Source organism: Robertmurraya sp. FSL R5-0851 (assembly GCF_038002965.1).
Lineage (GTDB): Bacteria > Bacillota > Bacilli > Bacillales > Cytobacillaceae > Robertmurraya_A > Robertmurraya_A beringensis.
On the sequence record NZ_JBBOOE010000001.1, the window covers coordinates 447,313 to 471,706 of the forward strand.

The window sequence follows — 24,394 nt, forward strand, 5'->3', positions numbered from 1 at the left end:
AATTTTCAGTTTAATTATATTCTCTATTTAGAGCCAAAAAAGTAAATACCCAACAAAGGTGGCTCCATCCATTTGGAAATTTATTTACAATTAGACCTGTGTGACGACGACAACTTTCTTATCAAGGAATGGCTTTTCCTTCAATTTTTCGGAGCCAAATATGGGCTGGTTTCCAAAGGGCAGCCCGTAGATAACGGCTAATTTTTAAGGTTTTTCGCTTACTATTTGTCTCAAGTTGAACAAGAACATGTAGGCAAAAAACGATAAGTGCGATAAACACTTGATTTTGAATGGCCCATTCGCTTTGTCCGTAGAACTTTTTGATGCTAAGGTGCTGTTTGATCCATTTAAAAAACAACTCAATGGCCCACCTTGATTTATACATCTCTGAAATTTCTTCAGCGTTCAAATCAAAGCGATTGGTGATTAAATGGAGTTCATTTCCTTTGGAATCAAGCACTTTTAGAAGGCGAAAGTAATTTTCAGCACGGTTTTGGGTTGTACCAATCAGGACCATTTGATCTGATAAAACAGCGGAATCCTCGGGTAGTTTAAAATCATAAACCTCCCGTATAACGGCGTTTTTTCTTAGCCTTGATAGAAAAAAGTAACCATCATCTGTCATGCGATCAAAGCGCTCGTAGTCTAGATAGCCACGGTCAAACACATACATGCATTCCTTGTCATCGACCATGATTTCAAGTTGACCACGATCATGTTCGTTTGCCGTTGTTATGACTGCTTTTTCGGGATAGGACGCACCTTTTTCCATAAACACAAGGCGTAGATGCAACTTCACACCGGCTTTTGTCTTACGGAACTTTGCCCATTTATGATTGGTCAAATTAAGTGGCAATGTGCTTGAATCAATGATTTTTAACGGCATGACCAGTTTCGTATAGTGTGTCTTGGCATGAATTTGTACGACCAAATCAAGGAAAAGCCTTTGAAATAGATCTGGGTTCATGCCATTTAATCGCCGTGACAGCTGAGAAATACTGATCGAATCAAGGTCAATCCCTTTTTGAAGTTGGTCATCGAATAGACAATCACCTAGCGCATGCAGGCTTTCGATTTCTTCTAGCTGGGCAAAAAGTAGTAATTTTAGGAAAGACTCTGTCGTTAATTTTTTCGTATAGTAATCTAATTTCATCGTTTTCACCTGTTCTTCAAATAATTGAATATTAATTGGTGAAAACCATTGTCCAAATGAAGTTTTTCGTGTAATCTTGTCCATGAGATGTGTCCTTTTTAGTGGATTTGGACGGGTTACCACCTGACTTATCCATTATAAAGGACTTTTTCTTTGCACAATATAATAAAGTTGAACATTTTGAGTATTTTTAATAGTGAAATTAAATTAATGCAACACTAGTGCATAAGTATCTACAATTAATTGTTCGAGAGAATGAAGATGAAGTGGACGATACTAGAAAAAATGAAGCATTTTCTTTCCGTATACATAACGGCAATGGCATACCCGTTCAGTTAGAAATAGTAATCGTTGCAGTTAATCGTGAAACAGGACAAATTGATCATTATAGCGGGCCAAGTTTTGATATGGAACAATTGAGCCAAATCCCTACAGAACCAGCGATTTCAAAAAAAGAAGCGAGAAAAATATTTTTCAGTCACTTAGACTTTGAATTAGCTTGGAACAAAGATTATGACGAAGAAACAGAATCCCATATTCTTGTCTATCAAGCGTGTGATAGGTTTACCAGAACTCCCATCCGGTACATTGATGCCATGACTGGGGCCGTTATTACTGCAAAAGATAAGTAGGATGTGATGATCTTAAATTGGATTTGTTCAGAAAGTACAAGTAACTAACCCCATCCTACAACCTTGGTATCCACTTTTCTAAGCAAATGGTTGGATTAACCAAAGGGTAATCTCCATTTCTTATTATTGTCTACCCTTTTAAACTCAATAAGAAATGAAACTTAAGATAATGCAAAACGTATATTAAAAATAGGGGGGACACGGTTACTATAAAGGAGGCGGTTAAACTGGTACCGATTATTTTATCTATAATACTAATAATCGCTCTTGTCTTTTCAATATCTGTTGTTGTAAAAAAAAGAAAGAAAGCGGGCATTACAGGAATAAAAAGTGCTCTGACTTCAATTTGTTTTTTTCTTATTGCCATAACAAACCTATTAGCTTACTGGTTTAATTTTATGGGGCTATTAAATTGGTCTATTACTGTTGTTTTGTTGATTTTAGGTGCTTATTTTACAAAGTATATGCCAATATCAGAAGGGTGACTTTAATTTAGGAAAGATTGTTAAAAGAGGAAGTCATGAGGTGTTTTGCATGGACAAAAAAACAAAATTGATTATTGGACTAATCGGCAGTCTTATTATATGTCTTTTTGGGGTGTATCGTTTAGCAATTGAAACAGCATCCACTGTTAATTCATTGCTTATTCCCATAGTATTTTCTGTTACGGGCTTTATTGGATTTGTTGGAAATTTAGTAAAGTTGAAAAAACTAAATACTGATATTTATTAAAAGTGTGTTGTTATTTTTCAACTCCTTGACAAATAGGCCATTCAGAGTGATTACTAGGCTACCATTTGTAAAGGAGTGTTTTAAATTTGACTGATGAACAAAGAAACCAAATTAGAATATTAAGGTACCAAGGTCTCGGCTATATGAAGATAGGAGAAACTCTGGGATTATCTCGTGATATTATTAGAGGGTATTGTAAAAGGCATGGACTTAATGGCCGTGCAACTGATTTAGTAAAAAATCAAGAAGAAGATGAAAAATTCAAACGAAAAATAACGAATGAATATTGCTTAAGTTGCGGTTCGAAATTAGAGCAAAAAGGAATAGGCACAAAAAAGAAATATTGTACAATCCAATGTAAACGGAAGTGGGAAAAGGATAATCCTAAAATTTATAAGCTTAGGTGTGATTATTGTAGAAAAGAATATTTATCGGAAAGAGTAAAAAAGCGGAAGTTTTGTAGTAACGATTGCTACGTTAGAAACAGGTTCTTTAAGGAAGAAGATGCAGCAGAGATTTTAGGCAAAATTATGAAGAGACAAAAGGTTGATTATGTACCTAAATGGCTAGAAGAATTACTGCTTTCATATATAAAGAATGACTGACTCTTATGGGTATCGAAGGTCTGAGAATGGGTATAAAATTAGGGATTTTCTTATAATTGTATTTGTTAAAGCAATCGCTCTAGAGATACCCTAAAAAGCTAAATTTAAATAAATGGATATTGATTTTAGGTGATGGAAAAACTATGGAACAACAATCTTTTACATGTATAAATTTACGCGAAATGGGCAACTTTAGCGAAAATGTATCAAGCGTTTATGATAACACACGTTGAGTGTGTCTCGCAACTCATGTTAATTGAAGGCTTTACCCTTATGGAAGTTGCTAACCAAGGTAATAAATCGAAATAAAACAAGCTCCACTAAAGTCAATGTTTTAGTGGAGCTTGTTCTTTTTTGGTAAACTAAGAATGGGTTCGTCTTACTCTGTTAAAAGTAGGGGGGAAAGGTTTTTTGAACGAATTACAATTATTTAGTGAACTGAATCAATTTCATAAATCTGAGCCCAACGGGCTCAAGGCTTTCAGACACTAAAAAAAGGAGTACCTCCCCAGATGTCGAAATAAGTAAGTACCACTACAAACTTATGAGACTGGAGGAAGACTCCCTATGACTATTATACGACAAGGAAGCCTGTTTGACATACAAGAATTATACGACTTAGAACCTACCCAACGTTTTGAGGCTATTTTTTCTACTATTGACATTGATCCCATCTTCGCTGTGGTAACGAAGAAATCACGTTTTGGTAGACCTGTGGAGCTTAATTATGCGGCAATGATTTACTCATTAGTTGCACGCATATCGGAACGAATTCCGTTCATTAAAGACTTGGTAAAGCGATTAAGAAACGATATGATTTTCCGACTAGACTGCGGCTTTTTGGTTTCTGATATAGTCCCTTCTGAGGCAGCTTATTCAAGAATTGTAACGATCCTCAGTGAATCTGAAGTTCTTGAAGGGGCTAAGAATACGATTCTAAATCAAGCCATTACAGAAGGGTTTATCAACGATGATACTGCAGCCCTTGATGCCTCTCATTTTGAAGCGAAGGATCAGGCTCCTCCAAAAGAGGAAAAAACAACATCTGAACCTAAGAAGCGTGGTCGCAAATCAAAGGAAGAACGTGAAAAATGGCTGGTTGAACAAGCTGAACGTGAAGTAAATCTTCCTCTTTATGAAAAGAAAATTGAAGAACAGTTGGACGTTTCTTTGTCTGAACTTCGTTCTCAAATGCCCCAGGATCCACAATGGGGTGTGAAGAAAAACAGCGAAGGAAAGAGTTTTTTTGGTATGGTTATAAAGCACATTTGTTAGTTGGCACAAAAAGTCAATATATCCTTCAATCTCTCTTTTCTTCTGGAAATTTAAATGATGGAAAAGCAGCCATTCCTTTGTTAAAAGGAATTCAAGAAAATGTTTCTTTAAAGACCCTTCGTTATACAACGATGGATGCGGGGTATGATTACGAACCAATTTATGAACAAGTTCATCGATTGGGATTACAATCCGTCATTGCTTATAATAAACGCAATGAACCCGAACCGATCGGTTTTGATAAACACTTTGCCCCAACTTGTTTTAGGGAACATTCCTATCGTTACGATAGTTATGACGCAAAATACGAGACCCTAAAATACACGCGTCCAAAAGAATGTAAGGATTGTCCGTTAGCCGATCAGGGAATATGTCAAAAAGTATATAAAGTAAAGATTACCACTGATCTTAGAAAGTACACTGCACCAGCCCGAGGTTCGAAAACTTGGAAAACAATATTTAAGCGCCGAACCGCAGTAGAACGTGTAAATGCTTATCTGAAGGAGTACTTTCAACTTAACAATGTTCGTTATCGAACTGGAAAACGTGCTAAAGTTCACTTTGATTTGGTGACATTGGTTTATAATGCTTCAAAATTGGCAGCAGATCGTATGAATGCAATGTTAAATCAACGGCAAGCTGCCTAAACTAATGGCGATGAGAAAACTATAAATATTTTAACTTTGTTGATTGGAGCAGAAGGCGGCGACTCCTGCGGGAAAAGCGTGTCCAGGTGAGACCCCGCAGGAGTGAAGCATCGAGGAGGCTCACGGACCGCCCGCGGAAAGCGTCCGCCTGGAGCGGAAATCAACAACAAAGTTCGTAGTGTTAAATTTTTAAAAATCCCAAATTTCTCTTAAGGATACTTTAATCATTTTTAAAATAGGCAATTAAGAAATTGATTCAATTACATTAAAAAAAGGAAATTATAATTGAAACGGACGCTTGTTTAAATATGAAAGTTGAACCATAGTAATCTAGTTGCCTTTTGTTAGAGGTAAGTTGAAAAACAGGGAATTTTGCAAATAATAGAGTGGGTGATATAATAGAATAGTCTGCTATTAATATGCTAGCAGTAGACAATGTTTGAAACTGTCGAGCAGTAACTCACGGAGCAAACTGAGTAAATTAAGAATCACGCAAATCTTCATAAGCTCACCTTCCTGAATACTGACTTCACAATCAATAACATTGTAACAGAATAGTTGAATCGCTCTGGTGTGCTGCATGTGAAAAATGGTCAATATTGTAGTACTATGACTTAGCGTTGCAGAAGGAACAATTGTCAGAAACCAGATCTGCAGTTCCTTCCGCTCCTAAAAAGGGGTATAGATATGCTTGATTCCAATAAATACAGAACTAAACGATATCTACATTTTGATCATAAAGTAAAAATTGAAAAGGTGGAAAGCTATGTAACGAATTCGAGAAGGATTGCTATGCATAGCTTTTTACCATTTATTCACTATGTTTCTTCCTTTAATAAAAATATTGGGGAGAAGAATCCTAATATGAATAACCGCCCGATTAAATCAAAAAATCGTGACATTATGTATGCGGGCCACCTTGATAACTTCATTTATAAATATTATGCGGATGAAAAATTGAATAAAAAATATAATCAGTACATATCAGATGATAAATGTATGTCAAGAAATATTGACGAATGCGTGACGGCATATCGTAGTAATAAAAGGGGCAAGTCGAACATTGATTTCGCCGCTGAAATTATAAATGATATTGTCAGTTTAAAAGAAGCGTATATTCTAGTGGGCGATTTTACAAAGTTCTTCGATCAAATTGACCATAAACTGCTAAAGGAAAACCTGATGAAAGTATTAGAAGTCGAAAAACTGAGCAATGATTGGTTCAATGTGTATAAATCAATTACCAAATTCGGTTATTACGAGAAGTCATTGTTAATAGAAAGGTTTGGCACTGATAAACAAATTAGGCGTTCTGGTAAGAAAAGTTATTTTGATGGATTGAAGGAATTTAGAGAATTTCAGCGACAATATCCTACTAAGAAAAACAGGAATAATGATAAAAGAAAAAGTCACGAAGGTATTCCTCAAGGAACAGCAATTAGTGCGGTTTTTGCAAATGTGTATGCCCTGAAGTTTGATTTGGACATGAAGAAGTTAGCTGACCAGTATTCAGGGTTATATCGTAGATATTCAGATGATTTTATTTTGGTTCTTCCAAAGCAACAACAACAGACACTCTTAGATGAGGAGTTTCGGAATATAGAAATCGAAGTAAGGAGGTTAGCTGCTGAAAATAAAATTGAAATCCATGAAGATAAAACAGGACTATATGTATATAGTGATTTACGCATCATAGAATTGAAGGGTAGAAAAGTAAGTCATATAGACTACTTAGGTTTTGTCTTTGATGGTAAGACAGTAAGGATGAGGGGGAAAAGTCCTTATAAGTTTTATCGTAAAGCATACCAAATTATAGATAAGGCGAAAAGTGTGAAAGGTAAGAAAGACTTGAGGAAACTACCTTATAGAAGGAAGATCTATGGTTTATATACGGATCTAGGTATCCATGAAGGAGAATACGGTAATTTTATTTCTTATGCGAAAAGAGCGCAAGATAAATTTGATAAAATATCCCCTAATACGGAAAATATGATGATGAAACAAATAAAAAACAGAAAGAAAAGGATTGAAGCTAGGTTAGGGGTTAAGATTTATACAAAAATATAAACTAGACTTGGTAAGGATAAGGGGTTAGTTTACTTGCGATTATCCTGAAATGGGGAGAATAAAAAGAGCTTCCTGACTCAAGCATATGTAAACAAATACCGTACAGGAAAACCTTAATTCGTCTAAACGCACCTTCCAGATTCAGCATCTATAAATAGACATCTACTGTTTAGTGCGATATTAATAATAGAATATGCTCATTGTACAAAAAAATGGATGAATTGTAAACGCATAAACCTGTAAACAAGAAAAAGGTGCATATTTGGCGAGGACAACTGAGATGATTTCCTTTTAGCAAATAAATTAGTTATTGATGTATAGTGCAATATAAAAATATAGACAGGAGGTACATTTAAATGAAATGGTCTGAAGTGCGACGGCATTTTCCAGAACGTTGTGTCTTGGTAGAAGCATTGAAATCAGAATCAAGAGGAAATGAAAGAGTCATTGAAGAGATGGCAGTGATCGATGACTTTGAAAACGGCAATGCAGCATGGAAGGTGTATAAAAAACTACATGGGGAAAATAAAAAACGTGAATTATATATTTTTCACACGAATAACGAAGAAATAAAGGTAATTGAGCAGCCATATATAGGAGTGCGAAGAAGAGTATGAGATTTCAAATGGATGACCACTTGCCTCTAGTATCTGTTGAGATTGAATACAATGGGAACAAAAAGATATCCAATAACGTATTGCTTGATACCGGCTGCTCTTCAACCATTTTAGATACAGATTTATGTGAAGAAGTCGGATTGATGCTCGATTTAGAAAAGGCCATTACACGAAAGATGTATGGAATTGGCGGTACGGAAATATGCATTGAGCAAAAAATATACGGTATGAATATTGACGAGTTTCAACTTAATAATTTCACTATACAGCTCGGCGATGTTAGAGAAATGCATGGGTTTGACGGCATCATCGGCAGTGACTTCTTTCTTGCAAATAAATTAATCATCGACTTTGAAAATATGGAAGTGCGAAAAAATTAGGTTAAGGTAACCACTACTACATCATATTATTCTGCCATCACCATCCTAGCCACGTTGAGTGTGTCTCGCAACTCATGTTAATTGAAGGCTTTACCCTTATGGAAGTTGCTACCAAGGTAATAAATCGAAATAAAACAAGCTCCACTAAAGTCAATGTTTTAGTGGAGCTTGTTCTTTTTTGGTAAACTAAGAATGGGTTGGTCTTACTCTGTTAAAAGTAGGGGGGGAAAGGTTTTTGAACGAATTACAATTATTTAGTGAACTACATAAATTTTTAAATAGTTTAGGTGCAATGGAGTATACGCTTGCGCCCAAGACTTTAACCTTAGGATATAAGCCCCGCCGTTTCGGTGTAAAAAGTTCAAAGTTTGCCACTTTATATGGTGAAAAAAGCTAAAACTGTTTAATACTTCATGTCGATCCAGGCAATAAAGAATCTATTAAAGGAGAAATGATTCAAAAGGAAGTTCAGGAACTCCTGCATTTTAATATCAAAGAATTAAGAGGTTTTGTCTTAAAAAAACATGAAGTTTATATTCCATTTGAAGTAATTGACACAAAGGGAAAATTTGTAGAATTAAAAGATTTTGTTCGCAGGCAGTTTATATCTATTGTTAGAAAATAATCGAGGATCATTCGAGTCAATCCCACACTGCATATATGCAGCTGCCCTTTAATAAAAATAAGAAGAATCTAATGAAGCTTTCATATGATGGACAACTTATTAAAACAAATGTCTTTATGGGTCTTTGTGGAAGGTTATTAAAATTAGCGATGTAACTTTACAATTGACTTGCGGAACTTGGAGTTAATTCCTTCGGATAATAGCCTCTAAGCTTGAGAGAATCAGTCTATCTATAGAGTACGCCAACAAATAAGGTAAGAGAAATTACAAAGCCTGAAAATAGGACAACTTCTTTGGAAATAATAGAAGGGAAACTTTTAACAAGGTTTTTACCATGATAAACTAGATGAAATGAGGTTTTAAACTGTTTAACTAGAAAGGAAGATGGTATTAAGTGATGCTGCCGCTTTATAGTAATGGGTTTAAAATAATTATGCACATGTTAATACTGGTGTCAAAAAGGAATTTAGCACATTAATAAAGAATATTTTCCATAATTAAAACTCCTTTTGAAAATTACTTGAAAAAGATATAAGGGAGGTAGTGAGTTTGGATTCATTAAAGGATACAAGATGGAGACAGAGGTTTGAAAATTTCGAAAGGTCATTTAAACTTTTAGAAAAATATTCTACGCAGGATATTAAAAGTGAGTTAGAAAGAGCCGGTATCATTCAATTCTTTGAAATGACATTTGAGTTATCTTGGAAAGTATTAAAAGATTATTTGGAATCTCAAGGTTATGACGTGAAAAGTCCAAGAGAAACAATAAAACAAGCATTTCAAATTGGATTAATCGAAGAAGGACATCCTTGGATGGATGCCTTATCTAAAAGAAATTTAACCACTCATACTTATGATGAAGTACTTGCAATAAAATTTGTTGGTGAAATTATCGAAATTTATGTCCCGATTTTTAAATCCCTTTATGTCAAGCTTTCTAAGGAATGATATTATGTTTGGACTTTTAGAGTTAGATTTAGAATATATCCAAATGGCCATGAAAAAATTTAATGAAATAGACAGGGCTGTTATTTTTGGCAGCAGGGCTATGGGAAATTTTAAAAAAGGGTCAGATGTTGATATTTCAATATATGGCCAAAATATTACGAATGAAACTCTTTACAGGCTGAATGATCTTCTTAACGAGGAATACCCACTTCCTTATTTTTTTGATATCCTTCATTATGAAGGAATAAATAACATAAATTTAAAAAACCATATTGATACTTATGGAAGTGAAGTGTACAAAAAAATGGATAGCAATATTATTAGTAAGGTAATTAAAGACTCTTAAGTATTATGCGAGATTATCCATTGGAGTAAAAATGAATCATGAAGCAAAAAAAGCGGGCTCCCCCGCTTTTTTTGTTTTCCAATTTTCAATTCTTACTAATTTTTAAAAAAAATTCAGGCAGATTGCCAACAGACCAACAGACTATTTATAATAGAATTAGAACTTTAGATTGAGGAGCTAAGTATTATGTCAGGATATAAAAAAACGCCAAATGCAAAACCGATTATTAATATCACATTAACGGATGAATTATTAAAAAGAATAGAAGATTATCGATATAACGAAAGAATTCCAAGCCGGTCACAAGCAATTTCTAACCTAATTGAATGTGCGTTTAATAGTCTAGAAGGTAAAAGCGAAAAAAGGTCAAGAAGGTAAAGTAAAATCTTTACTCCGTGGTTTTAGAGTATGAAAGGAGAAATATAGTGACAAAACACCTTGAAGCAGTAAATACGCTTAAGTATGCCACCGTTGAAAATGCTTATCGCTATCGCCCTATTATGAGATTCTTGTTTGAACAGTATGATAAATTTCGCTATTACATCAAAACAGAGGAAATTTTAGGCTATATTAAAACCCTAAATATATTAGATGAACATTACTCAGAAGAACAATTATATCAAGATATGAAAACCCTTGAATCATGGGATTGTGTAATATCAAGGCATGACAAAGAAATGGTTTATACCATTGAAGATTTCAAAAAGAAACGTTTAAAGTTCCAAATCACGCCCCTCGCTTACGAAATTGAAAATACACTTAAGAAATTAGATGAGTTAGATGAAGTGTTAACAGGTTCTTTAGAAAGCAAAGAGTTTGAACGTATTTTAAAAGATATTGAAACCATATCAAAATCGAACCTTGATTCAGATAAAAATGAAGTGTTATTTGAACACTGGATTACTTTGATGCGAAGATTAGAAAATTTAAAACGCAATGCAGCAAACTATCTATCACACATCAAAAGTGATAAAGCTGAGCAATTGTTTAAAACGGAAGAATTCTTATTGTATAAGGAAAAATTTACAGACTATCTAGGTAAGTTCATTCTATCGATGAAAAAAACGCGTTACAAGATTTCACGTGCATTGGAGTGGATTCAAGAATCATTTGTCGATTCATATATAGAACGAATGATTGAATATTTTTCTACGATACCTACTATAGATGGGACCCGATTTAATGTGGAAAAGAACAGACGTTTATATAAGGAAAAATGGATGGAGTTACGGAATTGGTTTGTTAAGAGGAACGATTATGAATGCGATGTTGATATTCTTCTACTGGAAACAGATAAGAGTATTCAAATCATCAGCCGATATGCCCTCCAATTAACAGAGACAAAAAATAATGCTAGGAATAGAAAAGAAGATTATAGAAAACTGGCTTCGATGTTTATTCAATGCGATGATTTAAAAAATGCGCATGAATTGGCGGTATGCTGTTTTGGCATCCCGCATACGCGGCATATTTTTGGTATACAGAAAGCGACAGATACGAAAGACGAAGAAATTTGGGAGCAAGAAATCCAAATCATTGATACGGCACCTAAAAACCGAACCTACGAAAGAAGCAAACGAATTAAGTCCTATGTAAAGGATCAAAAAGCCGAAAAAGAGAGAATCAAAAAAAATATTTTAGAGCAAATGGAGAGAGAAAAAGAAATCATCCAATCTCTCATCATTAATAATCAAATTATCATGAAAGATTTGGCCGAACAGAGTAACAATCGACCAGTTAAAATGTTTGTCAGAAAAGCAATCTTAGATTGGATTGCTAAATCGCTCCAAGATAAAACATTAACCGCAAGAACACAGTATGGAAGAAAATTTAGGCTTCAAAAAAATTCAAATCAAAAAATAGATTTAAGATGTGTAGATGGTATTTTAACACTTCCGGATATCACATTCGAATTTGAGGAGGCATAGTGATGGAAGAGAGGGAGAGAATCAGAGAAGGCATCACGCTTCTGTTAGAGAACTTTTGGTTTACCCGAAAATATCATTTAGATAAATATTTATTGGTTAGACAAAATCGAAAAGAACTTCAAAAATATTTTATTGATAATTTTGGCTATCAGTTAATTGTTAATAATGCTGTTGTAAAGTTGGAAAAAATCCCAAGTAAAACGGCAGGCTGGATGGGAATTCAAGATTTCACCGACCCATTGGATTATGCCTTTTTTATGGCTGTATTATCTTATTTAGAGGAAAAATCTGCTGACGATATTTTCATCGTATCGATGCTTAGTGAGTATGTTAAACAATTTCTTTCTCAAGAGATGGATGTGAAGTGGGAAAATTATCGCCAACGCTTGTCTTTTGTAAGAGTGATGAAATATGCGGAAAAACAACACTTACTTGAAGTGATGGAGGGAGAAATTGACCTATATAAAGACGATGAGACGATTGAAGTACTTTATCGGCCGACAATGATTTCCAAGTATTTTATGCGGTTCTTTTCCAAGCCTGTTGAGGAATTTCAATCCCGGAAAGAAATGCTGGAAGACCGGTGGAAAATCGCTGGGTTTGAAACGCCAAAAATCAGGAGACAATCCATTTCTAGAAAACTATTGACTTCGCCTGTAGTTTATCGGAATGAACTAGATGATGAGGAAAAGAGATACTTTGCGAATTACGGCTACAGTATAACCGATGCCTTTGAAGAATACACACCGTATGAGCTTGAGACGTATCGAAATGAAATTTTGCTCATTTCAAAAGAGAGAAATGTAAAAATAGAGCAATATCCAGATGGGAAAATGTTGAGCCAAATCGCACTCCAATTTGGCTATTTCATTCAGAAAAAGGTAATGGAAAATGAAGAACTGCCAGAATTTGAATGGGAGATTCCCCGATTTGTTTTTGAGAAGTGTGTTGAAGAATTTCAGGCAGTGAATGCGCATGGCTGGAGCAAAGAATATCGTAATCAATACCCCGAAATGATTGCCAAAGAGTTAACAGCCTATTTCCAAGATTGGAAAATGCTAAAAGAAGAGGGTCATAGCATTATTCTTTATCCAGTCATAACCCGAATCGGTGGCCAATATCCTATTGAGTATCGTTTTCAGCGCTATTTTATAGGAAAAATAAAAAATAAATTGGCAGACCAATTTAATGAAAGGATTGAGCATTCCATTGCTATTTCCGATTTAGAAGATTGGATCTATGAATTTAAAATTAGATTTCAATTGAAAAAATTCAGTTGGAAAAGTGTTGAAGATTCGATTGGTAGTTTTGTTGACTTGAACGAAGAACGGAATGTTTGTGTTATTGATATGGAAAAGGTACGGAAACGAGACAAAAATTAAGGGAGTAATCCAATGGAAAACAATCATAAATGGTTGATAAATAAAACTGGCATTTTAAATTACTGGTACTTTGATGAAGAAGAATTTCCGTTTGAAAATGGCCATTTATTAATAAGAGGCGGTAATGGATCAGGTAAGTCGGTAACGACACAAAGCTTTTTACCATTATTGTTAGACGGCAACAAATCTCCACAGCGATTAGATCCGTTTGGAACCCGATCCCGGAAAATGATTGATTATATATTTGGGGAATCTTCAGAGGAAAATGAAAAAACGAGTTATTTATATATGGAGTATAAGAGAAAAGATGCCGAAGAATATATTACAACCGGAATTGGTCTAAAAGGTAATTTAAATAACGATAAAGTAGACTCATGGTACTTTTTGATTAAGAATAAAAGAATTAATGAAGATATTAAACTTTTTCAATATCAATTGGATACAGTCGGGCAAAAGGTGAAGGTTCCTTTAAGTGAAAAGGAATTAAAAAACCTTATTGAACGCGAAAAATGCGGGTATTTAGTGACAACTCAAGCTGAGTATGCAGAACTGGTAAATAAATATATTTTTCAGTTTGAAAGTATTCAGGAATTCAAAGAAATGGTCGACTTAATTGTCCGCATTCGTGCACCGAAATTGTCCAACAATATGGGGCCAAATGTATTATATGAAATGCTACAAAGCTCATTGCCCGAATTAAGTACGAATGACCTGCGTTCGCTGTCTGAAACTATTCAAAATATGGATGAAATCAAGAGCCGTTTGGCAAAAGCCGAGCAGGATTTAAAACTGATTAAAAATCTATCGGCTAAATACAATGATTATAACTTCGCTGTTTTATCCCAAAAGGCGAACATGTTTCTGTCTATGAAGGCAAAGCGGGATGCATCCAAAAAAGGTGTGGACAAAGCACAAAAGGCATGGAAAAAGGCAACGGAAACGTCTGGCTTGAAACAAAAAGAAGTTGAACAATTAGGTAATGAACTGGAGTCATTAATAAAGAAAGTCGAACATCTAAAAGACAATGATGTCTACAAAATGAAAAAAGAACTAATTGCCCTAGAAACTCGCTTGGAGGAAGCAGCGAAGGAGTGGGGCAAATTAAAAAATAGTTTAGATGAAAAAGTGGCCCATTTAAGAAAACTAGAAGGTAATCTAAAGGATAAGAATGATGAAAAATATGGCTTAGAAAATAAAATAAACATAGCGGTCGAAGAGTTGGATGCTATAGCTGAGGATGTGGAGTATCCAGCTCACTCTTTGAACCGTGATTATTTTAAAACAGCTTTGAACGAAAGGAAAGCTCTTGAGGCAATTAATCAGTGGGAAGTCAGCTCTGAAACCTTTCAAACATTAGTTGGTAACATTTTAGGAGAATTAGAAAAAGAGAAACGGGTGGAAGAAGAATTAGATCAGCAAAAACTAGGTCTATTAAAAGAAGAGAAAGAAAGGGACGGAATCCGTAAAGCAATAGATGAAAAACGCGATGAATTAGAACGTCAATTGGAACAGCTAAATCGATTGATTTTGGAGAAAAATGAACAGAATAAGGAATTTGTTTTATCAAAAGATGAGCTATCCCTTGTAGCCTATTCCATTTTGGGGCTATTTGATACAACCTCGGTTAAAGAAATTGAAAGGCAATTAGCAGGGATTCTTCACTCTAAAAGGCAAACATTAGGAAAAAAAGAATTGCAAATTGATAACAAATTGGAGTTGATAGGAAGGGAGATAAAGGATAAGCACGGCAAAATTGATGAGTGGGAGAAGAAGGAAGAGTCGATTCCTGCTTTTCGAAAAGTGGAAACGGAAACGATGAGAAAAAGCTTAGCCAAAAAGGGGATTCCTTTCATTTCATTCTATGAAGCAGTCGAATTTATTGACGGATTAAATCCTTATGAAAAAGAGAGACTAGAATCGGCCCTTATTGAAATGGGAATATTAGATAGTTTAATCGTATCACCGGCATACCTTCATCTGGTGAATGATTCGGATGCCGTCTTAATTCCAAAGCCGCTATCAGAAGGGGAAACGTTAAAGGAATATTTGACAGTCAATCTTCCTAAAGAGGCAAAAGACCTGGAACAAATGACAAATGATATCTTAGCGAGTATTTCCATTGTCGAACATGAAAATCAAAGCTATGTCACCACGTTTGGTAATTATCAGCATGGTGTTGTAAAAGGGAATGCCATCCCTCGAGAAAATTCAATTTATATCGGCAAGGAAGCGCGAAAGTTACACCGTGAGAGGATGTTACACCAATTAAGAGAAGAATTAATTGTGTTAGAAAGTCAAAAAACAGAATCTGAATTTGAATTGCAGCAGTTAAAAGAACGTGGTCAGATGTTGCAAATTGAGGCAGATCAATACATTACATTTGATGAAGTGGAAGAGATAAATGTAACCATTGATAGTTATGATCGGGAATTAATTATTCTTGAGAAGACCATTACTCATTTAAAGGAAAGGATTTCCGACCTTCATAAAACGTATATCGAAGTTAAGAGAAAACGAATGGAACTGACAGAAGGAAGAGAGACCCCCTTAACGATTGAGGCCTATTCTGTTGTGAATCGAGATGTGAAGGAATATTTAAGTGAATTAAGAGGGATGAAGCAAACTGTTAACGATTGGAACACTGTTCTGCAAAATATGGAAATATTAGAGGAACAGAAAGAGCGAGAGGAAGACGATATTGCTCAATCCAGAGACCTCACCTTACAAAAAGAAAAGGAAGTTGACCGAACGAAAGTTAAGGTTAACGAACTGAGAAAAACCATTGCAGAAAAAGATATTGGCAATATTGAAGAACAAATTGAACAAACCGAGAGACGGATTCAGGAAATTCCACAATACCGAGACGAATTAAATAAAGAAGTCGGTCATTTAGAGGGACAAATCCCCTTGTTAAAAAATAACATTTTGCTCGAAGAAGCTTCTGTCCGTTTTTATCAAGAAGCCTATGATTGGTCGAAAGAAATTTTTGTTCAAGAGGTTAATCGTAAATTAGTGGAGACGTATGACCGGGATGTCCTAACAGTTGATGAGGACATGGTTGCTTTGGCAGAGGCAGCCATAGAAGATGATAAGGAAATTTCAAGAGAGAATGTTCAAGGAATTAGGGATAAAATGGTGGCTGTCTTTAATGAAGTTCGCGTTCAAGGACTGGAGGAATATTCCCTTACACTATCGGATACGGATTCCTATTTTAAAGAGATTAGTGACGAAGGATACGAGCTATTTTCACATGAGCTTGAAAAAATTGAATCTGTCTCAGCACGTCAATTAATTCATTTAACTTCTGATGGTAAATTGGTGTCTCCTCAGAAACTTCAACAAATTATTGAGCAACAGGTTCAAGCAATCAAAATTGCCTTAACAGAAGAGGATGAAAGATTATACAAGGAAGTGATCCTCGATAATATTGGGGAGCGTATACGTGAGTTAATTAGCCAAGCAGCTAGGTGGAAAGAAGAAATAAATGAGTATATGATGCAAACAAATGCCTCAAATGGCTTAAAGTTATGGTTACAATGGAAGCCGCGAAAAGCAACGGAAGACGGTGAAATGTCGACTTCTGATTTAGTACGTTTATTGCAAAAAGACCCTGACACCTTAAAAGAAAGTGACTACAAAAGATTAAGCAAGCACTTTAATTCTAAAATCAAGTTTGCCAAAGAAAGCTATGAAAGCGATGATGCCTTAAGAGATAAATCTTTTGATGTGCTGATTAAAGAGATTTTAGATTATCGTGAATGGTTTGAGTTTAAAATTTACTTTCAAAAAGAAGGGGAAGATCGCAAAGAGTTAACCAAAACAAACTATAATACATTAAGCGGCGGAGAACGTGCTATGTCCATGTATATTCCATTACTATCGGCTTTATATTCTAAGTTTATTTCTGCAAGTGATGAAGCTCCTTACATCATCTCTATGGATGAAGCATTTGCCGGAGTGGATGAAAATAATATTGCTACGATGTTTAAATTAATGAATGACTTTGGTCTGAACTATATTTTAAACTCCCAAGCTTTATGGGGAACGTATGAAACAGTTGATGCCTTATCCATTGCAGAAATTATCCGCCCGCAGAATGCCAAAAATGTAACGGTTATGTTGTATAAATGGAATGGTATTGAGCTAAATACTGTGAAAGAAGAAGTGCATATAAAACCAACACAGGAGCAGCAAAATTTGTTCGATGTGTTGGAAAGTATGGAAGTTTAAGGTGATTTGAATGGATGAAATGAAAGAGGCAATCGTTTACTTTAAGAAAGAGCCGGGCTACATTCGGCTCTTTGAGGCTTTTGCAGACAAAATCGAAAGTTTGGGTCATATTGGTGGCAGTGTCACACTTTCCAATTTAACAGAGGATGAAAAAAGGTTACTTCGTAATTGGTTCGGACGTGATTATTCAAAGAAAAGTTCTACTACTGTATCTCTGAGGAAATTTGAAAGACAATTAGACGAAACGAAATTTCAAGGAGTAGATTTTAACAAGGTAATAGAAGGGGTATTAGGAAGAACAATCTCCTACAAAAAGGATGTCAAGTTGTTAAAGGAAGAGGAAAGGATTCGATTCTTTAGCCATTTAATCGAAAAATATCCATCAGAAAATACAGCTTGGTTAACGGAATCGATTCTTAATAAAGAGCCTGGTTCAATCGGCTTTATTCAATCTTACAATCAGACAGATTTTAGTGCAATTGAGAGAATATATCAGACAATAAGTCTATTACCACTGGTGAAAAAAGTACGATTACCTGTTTTAGCAGAACAAATTGCGGGAGATCCCCATTATTTTGACAAAGAATCCAAGTTTATTACAGCGTTACAAATTATCCAATCAAAGAAGGATAAAGTTCCTTATGCAAATAATTCAAATATCGAAACAGTCAATGAATTATTGTATGACTATGGCATATTAAAGGATGATATACAAAACTTTGTAACCTGCTTCGGGTTGTCAGCAGTTAAGAATGATGAAAAATTGGCTTCTTGGGAATGTCTGTATGAAGAAAAAAGTGTGCACAATGTGCCGCTTAGAGAGTTGGCTAAATATGATAGAATCTTCCCTAAAAAAGGGAATCAGGTGTTTATCGTTGAAAATTCAGGCGTGTTTTCAAGCATATTAGATATCCATGAGGGCGCCCCCTTACCCCTTATTTGTACACATGGACAATTTAAATTAGCTGCATTACAATTGATAGAAAAATTATGCAATGAAGATATTTCCATCTATTACTCGGGTGATTATGACCCTGAAGGTCTCCAAATGGCACAAAGATTAAAAGTGAAATTTGGTCAAAAGATTCATTTTTGGCGGTATACAGTAGAGGATTACTTGGTGGCATTATCGGGGCAGGAAATATCACCCTTGAGTATTTCCAAACTAGAAAATATTACGGAACATGAGCTATTAGCACTAAAGCATGAAATGTCGAGAGTTAAAAAGAAGGGTTATCAGGAAAGACATATTGATGCCTTATACAGGGATATCATTCAAATCGATTAATCTTGTTGTTTTTATATCATTAATAAAATAAAATTTATTGCCCACCATATCTGCGGTTTATTACGTGTGGTGAAATAAATTAATCATCACTTTTTAAATATGGAGGTACGAAAAAACTAGATTAAGGTATGTATACTACTACATCCAAAACTATCTGCCATCATCATTCAAGACATGTGGAGGTGATAGTGAAGCTTGTTTTGAAAGGTACAGCTGGTTAAACTGTACCTAAGCATTATTCTAAGGGGCAAGATTGTAGTGGATGTCAATCTCGCCTTCTTCAGAGACTTTGATCTTGTCAATCATTCTTTGAAGAATTTGTTTCATGTCTAGTTGATCTTTCTCATCAAGGTTTAAGAAGTTGTCAACAATTCTTTTAAAAGCCAGGATATTCTTTTCCTGGTTCTTTTTTTGCTCTAGCTGAGATTCTAATTCCATTTTGCGATTTGCTAATGCAAGCTGCAGTTCTGAGATAGACTGATTTTTCACCTTAAATTGATCTTTTGTAATGATACCTTCAGCATGCAGCGATAATAGGCTATTAAATTGATTACTGAGCTTCTCAGCCTGATTCTCCAGGCTTTTAATCTTTTTAAGAATACTTGACTGCTTCAATAATGCTTTTTCCTCTGCTAGGCCGTACAATTCGTCTATGTTGTTCGCACTTTTCATTAAATTTTGTGCGTCGTTCCTGACTAATTTTAATAGCTTTTTTTCTTCAATAATATGAGACGAACAGAAAGAGCTCGAATGTTTAACGTAAGTACCACAAACAACATATGCGCCGTTTCTTCGGTCAGATTTAAAATGCATTCCAGAACCACAGTCAGCGCAAACAGCAATATTCGCAAATAGACTCTCTCTACCGTTTGATTTCGCTTTTCTTTTAGCTTTTATGAGAGCTTGGACCACATCAAAGTCTTCTCTAGAAATAATAGCTGGGTGAGTGCTGTTTGCAAGCTTTGTAACATGTTTCTGCCAAGACGTGAGACTGATTTTGCAATAACAACATCAAACTTTTTCTTTTTTGCGTCTTCTATAAGCTATAGAATACCTTCTCGACTTTTTAGCCCCGTCCCTGATTTGCTATCAATATACCTATCAACAATTATGATGCCTTTTTCTCTAGCAACGTTCTCAGCTAGAACTATCTGATTGTGAAGGCTACTTTTCTGTTCTTCTCTATCTGTTGATACACAAGCGTATATTACACCTTTCATTTGCGTGCCACTCCTTCTAGAGTAGCACTTGCCATAGTTTCATCGTAAGTAGAACTAATATATTTGTCAATCTTACGATTAACTAGTTCTAGTAATACATCCTCAAGTTTTTCCGTTCCGACGAACGTCCTCTTTATAATAAAGTTTTTCTCTTTCTTTTTAGACATGGTAGCCCCTCCAAGTACGAATTAAGCTGAATTAGCTAAACTTGTCTGAAGTAGATTATATTAGTTTCTCTGAGGTGTGCTGTAGACTTTTAAGCAATAAAAATAACGCGACCGCAATAAGTACAGACTTCTGGTTGGAAGTTGTAATGACTTATCGCGAATCGCGTTTTATCTTTTGTGTGTAATTTATTTAGTAAAGTTTTGCTAATCTTAATTTATACAATATGTAAATAACATGTCAATAGTTTTTGGGGCAATAATTGCCCGTTACTAAGAACGAATGTTCTATAAAGTGGGCATCGATTGCCCGTTGTTACTTAAGAAATAATTATTATTATTTTTTGGAAGGTTATTGCTAAATTTTGATAATCGTTGTATATTTGTCTTTAAAATTAACATTGTTTCACAATGTAAAAAATATAACACTATAAATACATGAGATAAAGCGCCTAGGCGTCAAGTATGAAAGACCATTTGTTTTTTCTTGGTCTACTACATTTTGACTGCCTGGGCGTTTTTTGTTGAATAATAAATTTGAAGGAAGAATTTTTAATGAATCTAGTTGATTTATTAATAGCAAGGAAGGTAGAAACTTTAAAAGAGAACTGTGCTCGAATTAAAGGAGAACGGAGGCAAAACTGGATTGATGAAGGTAATCGACTTGTAGAATGGAGAGATCGATTAGGGTTAACAAGAGCTTTTATTGCTCGCGAAACTGATTGTATCAAATCCATATGGTGGATTATGTGCTCCTTCAAACGTAGTAATTTGGACCGTTACATCATAATAATCATCCCGTATATTTTGGGTAATATCAATAATTCCTCCATCATGATAGAAAAGCTTTGGTTTTCCATAAAATGTTTTTGTGGCATTAAGGATTTCTTTTTTATTAAGGGGTACAGGGGGGCTACCCCCATACATAACTTGTTCATTTGTAAGTGTAAATTTATTTAAAGATTATATATTAACCTAGTATGTTCGATAAACATCGGGGCAGGATGATTCTGTAGGAGAGTAAAAACAGTGTGATTTATAGCGCCCAGCATTCCATTGATTATACCATTGTGCAGGGCAACTACCTTCTGGTTTAAAGAACCATAATGAGTATGTCGCTGGATGAAATCGTTCTCCTTTAATTAGTCTCCTTGCTAACCTAATTTCTGTTTCTCTAGATGCTTGGTAAAAATATCCTTTTATAGTTGCTTCAAATCCTCCAGGTCGTTGAAAAACCATTCTTCTAATTGAGTTAATATCTTCAAAGTCAAGGCATCTAGAGCGCACTCGGTTTACAGCTACATTTCCAACCAATAACATACCTAACCTTCCTTCTCCTTCAGCTTCTGCACGAATTAAACGTGCTAATAGTTTAACGTCTTCTTCAGTAGCTTTTATGACTGCCAAGGTGAATTTCCCTCCCTTTTATAAACATAAAAGCATTACTCCAATTTATGAAGTAATGCAAATGTAATACATTATTGTATGATAAAAGATTTCTTAATATCATTGTTTAACTGCTTTAATATAAATTTTTTCTTATGAGAGGGTAAATGTACAGTTAAAATAAGTAAATCAACTAAATCTGGTTGTTCATTAGCTATTTCTTGCAAGCAATCTTTGCCGAACTCTTTCATAACAGGTAATAGTTTACTCATTTAGTGAAAGTCTACATCAATTTTCTTTTTGTTATCATTTGTTTTCTTTGGCATTCTGACTTCAAGAACACCGTTCTTATAGGTTGCTTTTACTCCCTCATTAGATACAGGGCTTGGCAAGGATACAGTCCTATGAAAGCTACCTGTATAGCGTTCTTTTCTATACATACTTTCTTCTTTAATCTCATTTGTTTTATTGATGGTACCGTTGATGCTTAACATATTATTTTCAATATCAATATTTACATCTTCCTTTTTCTCAAGACCTGGAATATCACATGAAGCAATTACTTCATTTTCAGTTTCATGCACATCAACTCTGATATTACCAAAATTATTGTTTTCCATCCCAAGATCTAGAGGGAAGTCAGAGAAAAAACGGTCAAAATTTCTTCTCATATTTGCTAGTTGTCTAAATGGATCATACGGTGTTAATGACATACAAATCACTCCTTATTTTATTATCACATGTATTTTCTTCTTAGAATTAAAAAATATACAAGGAAAGTTATGTGTATAAGAAATTTTATATTGTGAAAAATATTAAAGGTTAAATTTGGAGTATAAGGGAGATTTATGTGAATTTTTTTAAAAAACAGGCTAAGCAAATTGTGTTGAAAGTATTAAAAAACAATTATCTAACTCTCCTGATTTAGTTTATAGAACCGTAACAGTCGGAAATAAAACAATTGAATTGAGGCTATTTTTTCTACTATTGACATTGATCCCATCTTCGCTGTGGTAACGAAGAAATCACGTTTTGGTAGACCTGTGGAGCTTAATTATGTGGCAATGATTTACTCATTAGTTGCACGCATATCGGAACGAATTCCGTTCATTAAAGACTTGGTAAAGCGATTAAGAAACGATATGATTTTCCGACTAGACTGCGGCTTTTTGGTTTCTGATATAGTCCCTTCTGAGGCAGCTTATTCAAGAATTGTAACGATCCTCAGTGAATCTGAAGTTCTTGAAGGGGCTAAGAATACGATTCTAAATCAAGCCATTACAGAAGGGTTTATCAACGATGATACTGCAGCCCTTGATGCCTCTCATTTTGAAGCGAAGGATCAGGCTCCTCCAAAAGAGGAAAAAACAACATCTGAACCTAAGAAGCGTGGTCGCAAATCAAAGGAAGAACGTGAAAAATGGCTGGTTGAACAAGCTGAACGTGAAGTAAATCTTCCTCTTTATGAAAAGAAAATTGAAGAACAGTTGGACGTTTCTTTAAAGACCCTTCGTTATACAACGATGGATGCTGGGTATGATTACGAACCAATTTATGAACAAGTTCATCGATTGGGATTACAATCCGTCATTGCTTATAATAAACGCAATGAACCCGAACCGATCGGTTTTGATAAACACTTTGCCCCAACTTGTTTTAGGGAACATTCCTATCGTTACGATAGTTATGACGCAAAATACGAGACCCTAAAATACACGCGTCCAAAAGAATGTAAGGATTGTCCGTTAGCCGATCAGGGAATATGTCAAAAAGTATATAAAGTAAAGATTACCACTGATCTTAGAAAGTACACTGCACCAGCCCGAGGTTCGAAAACTTGGAAAACAATATTTAAGCGCCGAACCGCAGTAGAACGTGTAAATGCTTATCTGAAGGAGTACTTTCAACTTAACAATGTTCGTTATCGAACTGGAAAACGTGCTAAAGTTCACTTTGATTTGGTGACATTGGTTTATAATGCTTCAAAATTGGCAGCAGATCGTATGAATGCAATGTTAAATCAACGGCAAGCTGCCTAAACTAATGGCGATGAGAAAACTATAAATATTTTAACTTTGTTGATTGGAGCAGAAGGCGGCGACTCCTGCGGGAAAAGCGTGTCCAGGTGAGACCCCGTAGGAGTGAAGCGACGAGGAGGCTCACGGACCGCCCGCGGAAAGCGTCCGCCTGGAGCGGAAATCAACAACAAAGTTTGTAGTGTTAAATTTTTAAAAATCCCAAATTTCTCTTAGGGATACTTTAATCATTTTTAAAATAGGCAATTATGAAATTGATTCAAATTAGTGGTTTTTTATCAATTCTCTCTTTCCAATAAAAGGGTTCTTTAAAAAATATAGAAGTAGATTATGTAAAAAACATTACGAATAGGCTACGTAATTAAGGTAGTCAGAGGTTAATACAAGAAAGGACTTGGAATTAACACTTTAGATCTTTTAAGGTCACTTTCGGAAAAGGATTTTTGATAATGGAAACCCGTTTTGTGATTTGGACTCCCGCTGTGAGAGAGAAGCTTATTGAATTTAGAAATTCAAGATTTACACCTGAAGAAACTCTTGATTTTATTTCTCAACTTATATTAGAAACAGAGGATTTATTGAAAAATCCTCTTATTGTAAAAAGTCTATACCGAGGAATCCGGAAAATACCCATCATTCTTATGTCCACGTACACCCAGGACTTAAAACCCTTCGATTGCCCTTCTATAGCACTCAAAAACTCCTCAGTATTACTTCATAAAATCATTTCTAT

Annotated in this window: 23 protein-coding genes and 2 pseudogenes; 18 read left to right on the plus strand and 7 right to left on the minus strand. The window is 35.0% G+C overall.

The window, feature by feature from the left end; all coding sequences use genetic code 11:
- Window positions 1-121: 121 nt before the first annotated feature.
- The gene (locus MKX65_RS02330; RefSeq protein ID WP_101730630.1) at window positions 122-1,237 is read right to left on the minus strand and encodes an IS4 family transposase; all 1,116 of its coding nucleotides are present in this window, start codon (window positions 1,235-1,237) and stop codon (window positions 122-124) included.
- A 137-nt stretch (window positions 1,238-1,374) separates the two neighbouring features.
- On the opposite strand from MKX65_RS02330, the gene MKX65_RS02335 reads away from it, so the two are divergent.
- From MKX65_RS02335 to MKX65_RS02415, 17 genes and pseudogenes are all read left to right on the plus strand, one after another.
- Window positions 1,375-1,785, plus strand: a complete 411-nt coding sequence (locus MKX65_RS02335) for a YcdB/YcdC domain-containing protein (RefSeq protein WP_340902069.1) — start codon at window positions 1,375-1,377, stop codon at window positions 1,783-1,785.
- A gap of 227 nt (window positions 1,786-2,012) precedes the next feature.
- Window positions 2,013-2,270, plus strand: a complete 258-nt coding sequence (locus MKX65_RS02340) for a hypothetical protein (RefSeq protein WP_340906139.1) — start codon at window positions 2,013-2,015, stop codon at window positions 2,268-2,270.
- Between the two features lie 49 nt (window positions 2,271-2,319).
- A complete protein-coding gene (locus MKX65_RS02345; RefSeq protein WP_160549546.1) occupies window positions 2,320-2,517 on the plus strand; it encodes a hypothetical protein in 198 nt (65 codons plus the stop codon).
- An 86-nt stretch (window positions 2,518-2,603) separates the two neighbouring features.
- Window positions 2,604-3,122: an RNA polymerase subunit sigma-24 gene (locus tag MKX65_RS02350; protein WP_160549547.1), complete on the plus strand. Its 519-nt coding sequence runs from the start codon at window positions 2,604-2,606 to the stop codon at window positions 3,120-3,122.
- Window positions 3,123-3,689: 567 nt separating this feature from the next.
- Window positions 3,690-5,044 (plus strand): annotated as a pseudogene (locus tag MKX65_RS02355) (IS1182 family transposase).
- A gap of 792 nt (window positions 5,045-5,836) precedes the next feature.
- Window positions 5,837-7,111, plus strand: coding sequence for a reverse transcriptase domain-containing protein (locus tag MKX65_RS02360; RefSeq protein ID WP_340902072.1), 1,275 nt, complete (start codon window positions 5,837-5,839; stop codon window positions 7,109-7,111).
- 356 nt (window positions 7,112-7,467) lie between these two features.
- Window positions 7,468-7,728 carry a hypothetical protein gene (locus MKX65_RS02365; protein WP_160549675.1) on the plus strand — a complete coding sequence of 87 codons (261 nt, stop codon included), beginning with the start codon at window positions 7,468-7,470 and terminating at the stop codon, window positions 7,726-7,728.
- Window positions 7,725-8,108: an aspartyl protease family protein gene (locus tag MKX65_RS02370; RefSeq protein WP_160549674.1), complete on the plus strand. Its 384-nt coding sequence runs from the start codon at window positions 7,725-7,727 to the stop codon at window positions 8,106-8,108. The genes MKX65_RS02365 and MKX65_RS02370 overlap by 4 nt, the downstream gene beginning before the upstream one ends.
- A gap of 235 nt (window positions 8,109-8,343) precedes the next feature.
- The gene (locus MKX65_RS02375; protein ID WP_340902076.1) at window positions 8,344-8,505 is read left to right on the plus strand and encodes a hypothetical protein; all 162 of its coding nucleotides are present in this window, start codon (window positions 8,344-8,346) and stop codon (window positions 8,503-8,505) included.
- A gap of 54 nt (window positions 8,506-8,559) precedes the next feature.
- Window positions 8,560-8,733 carry a hypothetical protein gene (locus MKX65_RS02380; RefSeq protein ID WP_340902078.1) on the plus strand — a complete coding sequence of 58 codons (174 nt, stop codon included), beginning with the start codon at window positions 8,560-8,562 and terminating at the stop codon, window positions 8,731-8,733.
- Between the two features lie 549 nt (window positions 8,734-9,282).
- Entirely contained in the window at window positions 9,283-9,681 is a 399-nt protein-coding gene (locus tag MKX65_RS02385; protein ID WP_160549673.1) for a nucleotidyltransferase substrate binding protein, read from the plus strand.
- Window positions 9,682-9,685: 4 nt separating this feature from the next.
- Complete coding sequence (locus MKX65_RS02390; protein ID WP_340902082.1) at window positions 9,686-10,027, plus strand: nucleotidyltransferase family protein; 342 nt, start codon at window positions 9,686-9,688, stop codon at window positions 10,025-10,027.
- 186 nt (window positions 10,028-10,213) lie between these two features.
- Window positions 10,214-10,405, plus strand: a complete 192-nt coding sequence (locus MKX65_RS02395; RefSeq protein ID WP_160549671.1) for a hypothetical protein — start codon at window positions 10,214-10,216, stop codon at window positions 10,403-10,405.
- A 47-nt stretch (window positions 10,406-10,452) separates the two neighbouring features.
- Window positions 10,453-11,955: a TIGR02677 family protein gene (locus tag MKX65_RS02400; RefSeq protein ID WP_160549670.1), complete on the plus strand. Its 1,503-nt coding sequence runs from the start codon at window positions 10,453-10,455 to the stop codon at window positions 11,953-11,955.
- A 2-nt stretch (window positions 11,956-11,957) separates the two neighbouring features.
- Entirely contained in the window at window positions 11,958-13,337 is a 1,380-nt protein-coding gene (locus tag MKX65_RS02405) for a TIGR02678 family protein (RefSeq protein WP_340902083.1), read from the plus strand.
- A 12-nt stretch (window positions 13,338-13,349) separates the two neighbouring features.
- The gene (locus MKX65_RS02410) at window positions 13,350-17,567 is read left to right on the plus strand and encodes a TIGR02680 family protein (protein WP_340902086.1); all 4,218 of its coding nucleotides are present in this window, start codon (window positions 13,350-13,352) and stop codon (window positions 17,565-17,567) included.
- Between the two features lie 10 nt (window positions 17,568-17,577).
- Window positions 17,578-18,855: a TIGR02679 domain-containing protein gene (locus MKX65_RS02415; RefSeq protein WP_160549667.1), complete on the plus strand. Its 1,278-nt coding sequence runs from the start codon at window positions 17,578-17,580 to the stop codon at window positions 18,853-18,855.
- Window positions 18,856-19,095: 240 nt separating this feature from the next.
- Here MKX65_RS02415 and MKX65_RS02420 read toward each other — a convergent pair whose 3' ends face one another.
- The 6 genes from MKX65_RS02420 to MKX65_RS02440 all read right to left on the minus strand — a co-directional run bounded on the left by MKX65_RS02420 (window position 19,096) and on the right by MKX65_RS02440 (window position 22,338).
- Window positions 19,096-19,767, minus strand: a complete 672-nt coding sequence (locus MKX65_RS02420; protein ID WP_340902087.1) for a zinc ribbon domain-containing protein — start codon at window positions 19,765-19,767, stop codon at window positions 19,096-19,098.
- Between the two features lie 131 nt (window positions 19,768-19,898).
- Window positions 19,899-20,075 (minus strand): recombinase family protein, encoded by a 177-nt coding sequence (locus tag MKX65_RS26995; RefSeq protein WP_445677900.1) that lies wholly within the window; start codon window positions 20,073-20,075, stop codon window positions 19,899-19,901.
- A complete protein-coding gene (locus tag MKX65_RS02425) occupies window positions 20,072-20,242 on the minus strand; it encodes a hypothetical protein (protein WP_340902088.1) in 171 nt (56 codons plus the stop codon). The genes MKX65_RS26995 and MKX65_RS02425 overlap by 4 nt, the downstream gene beginning before the upstream one ends.
- A gap of 687 nt (window positions 20,243-20,929) precedes the next feature.
- Window positions 20,930-21,166 carry a DUF3888 domain-containing protein gene (locus MKX65_RS02430; protein ID WP_340902091.1) on the minus strand — a complete coding sequence of 79 codons (237 nt, stop codon included), beginning with the start codon at window positions 21,164-21,166 and terminating at the stop codon, window positions 20,930-20,932.
- A gap of 48 nt (window positions 21,167-21,214) precedes the next feature.
- Window positions 21,215-21,646 (minus strand): cell wall hydrolase, encoded by a 432-nt coding sequence (locus tag MKX65_RS02435; protein ID WP_340902092.1) that lies wholly within the window; start codon window positions 21,644-21,646, stop codon window positions 21,215-21,217.
- Window positions 21,647-21,897: 251 nt separating this feature from the next.
- On the minus strand, window positions 21,898-22,338 hold the full coding sequence (locus tag MKX65_RS02440; protein ID WP_014481451.1) for an Hsp20/alpha crystallin family protein: 441 nt from the start codon (window positions 22,336-22,338) through the stop codon (window positions 21,898-21,900).
- A 255-nt stretch (window positions 22,339-22,593) separates the two neighbouring features.
- Here MKX65_RS02440 and MKX65_RS02445 point away from each other — a divergent pair.
- A pseudogene (locus tag MKX65_RS02445) lies at window positions 22,594-23,664 on the plus strand (transposase); the annotation flags it as partial.
- Between the last annotated feature and the right edge of the window lie 730 nt (window positions 23,665-24,394).

Coding starts and splice junctions, on each gene's coding strand:
- MKX65_RS02410 (WP_340902086.1), top strand. CDS start 13,350: ATGGAAAACAATCATAAATGGTTGATAAATAAAACTGGCATTTTAAAT.
- MKX65_RS26995 (WP_445677900.1), bottom strand. CDS start 20,075: ATGAAAGGTGTAATATACGCTTGTGTATCAACAGATAGAGAAGAACAG.
- MKX65_RS02360 (WP_340902072.1), top strand. CDS start 5,837: ATGCATAGCTTTTTACCATTTATTCACTATGTTTCTTCCTTTAATAAA.
- MKX65_RS02365 (WP_160549675.1), top strand. CDS start 7,468: ATGAAATGGTCTGAAGTGCGACGGCATTTTCCAGAACGTTGTGTCTTG.
- MKX65_RS02440 (WP_014481451.1), bottom strand. CDS start 22,338: ATGTCATTAACACCGTATGATCCATTTAGACAACTAGCAAATATGAGA.
- MKX65_RS02405 (WP_340902083.1), top strand. CDS start 11,958: ATGGAAGAGAGGGAGAGAATCAGAGAAGGCATCACGCTTCTGTTAGAG.
- MKX65_RS02380 (WP_340902078.1), top strand. CDS start 8,560: ATGATTCAAAAGGAAGTTCAGGAACTCCTGCATTTTAATATCAAAGAA.
- MKX65_RS02370 (WP_160549674.1), top strand. CDS start 7,725: ATGAGATTTCAAATGGATGACCACTTGCCTCTAGTATCTGTTGAGATT.
- MKX65_RS02425 (WP_340902088.1), bottom strand. CDS start 20,242: ATGTCTAAAAAGAAAGAGAAAAACTTTATTATAAAGAGGACGTTCGTC.
- MKX65_RS02330 (WP_101730630.1), bottom strand. CDS start 1,237: ATGGACAAGATTACACGAAAAACTTCATTTGGACAATGGTTTTCACCA.
- MKX65_RS02390 (WP_340902082.1), top strand. CDS start 9,686: ATGTTTGGACTTTTAGAGTTAGATTTAGAATATATCCAAATGGCCATG.
- MKX65_RS02430 (WP_340902091.1), bottom strand. CDS start 21,166: ATGTATGGGGGTAGCCCCCCTGTACCCCTTAATAAAAAAGAAATCCTT.
- MKX65_RS02345 (WP_160549546.1), top strand. CDS start 2,320: ATGGACAAAAAAACAAAATTGATTATTGGACTAATCGGCAGTCTTATT.
- MKX65_RS02415 (WP_160549667.1), top strand. CDS start 17,578: ATGGATGAAATGAAAGAGGCAATCGTTTACTTTAAGAAAGAGCCGGGC.
- MKX65_RS02395 (WP_160549671.1), top strand. CDS start 10,214: ATGTCAGGATATAAAAAAACGCCAAATGCAAAACCGATTATTAATATC.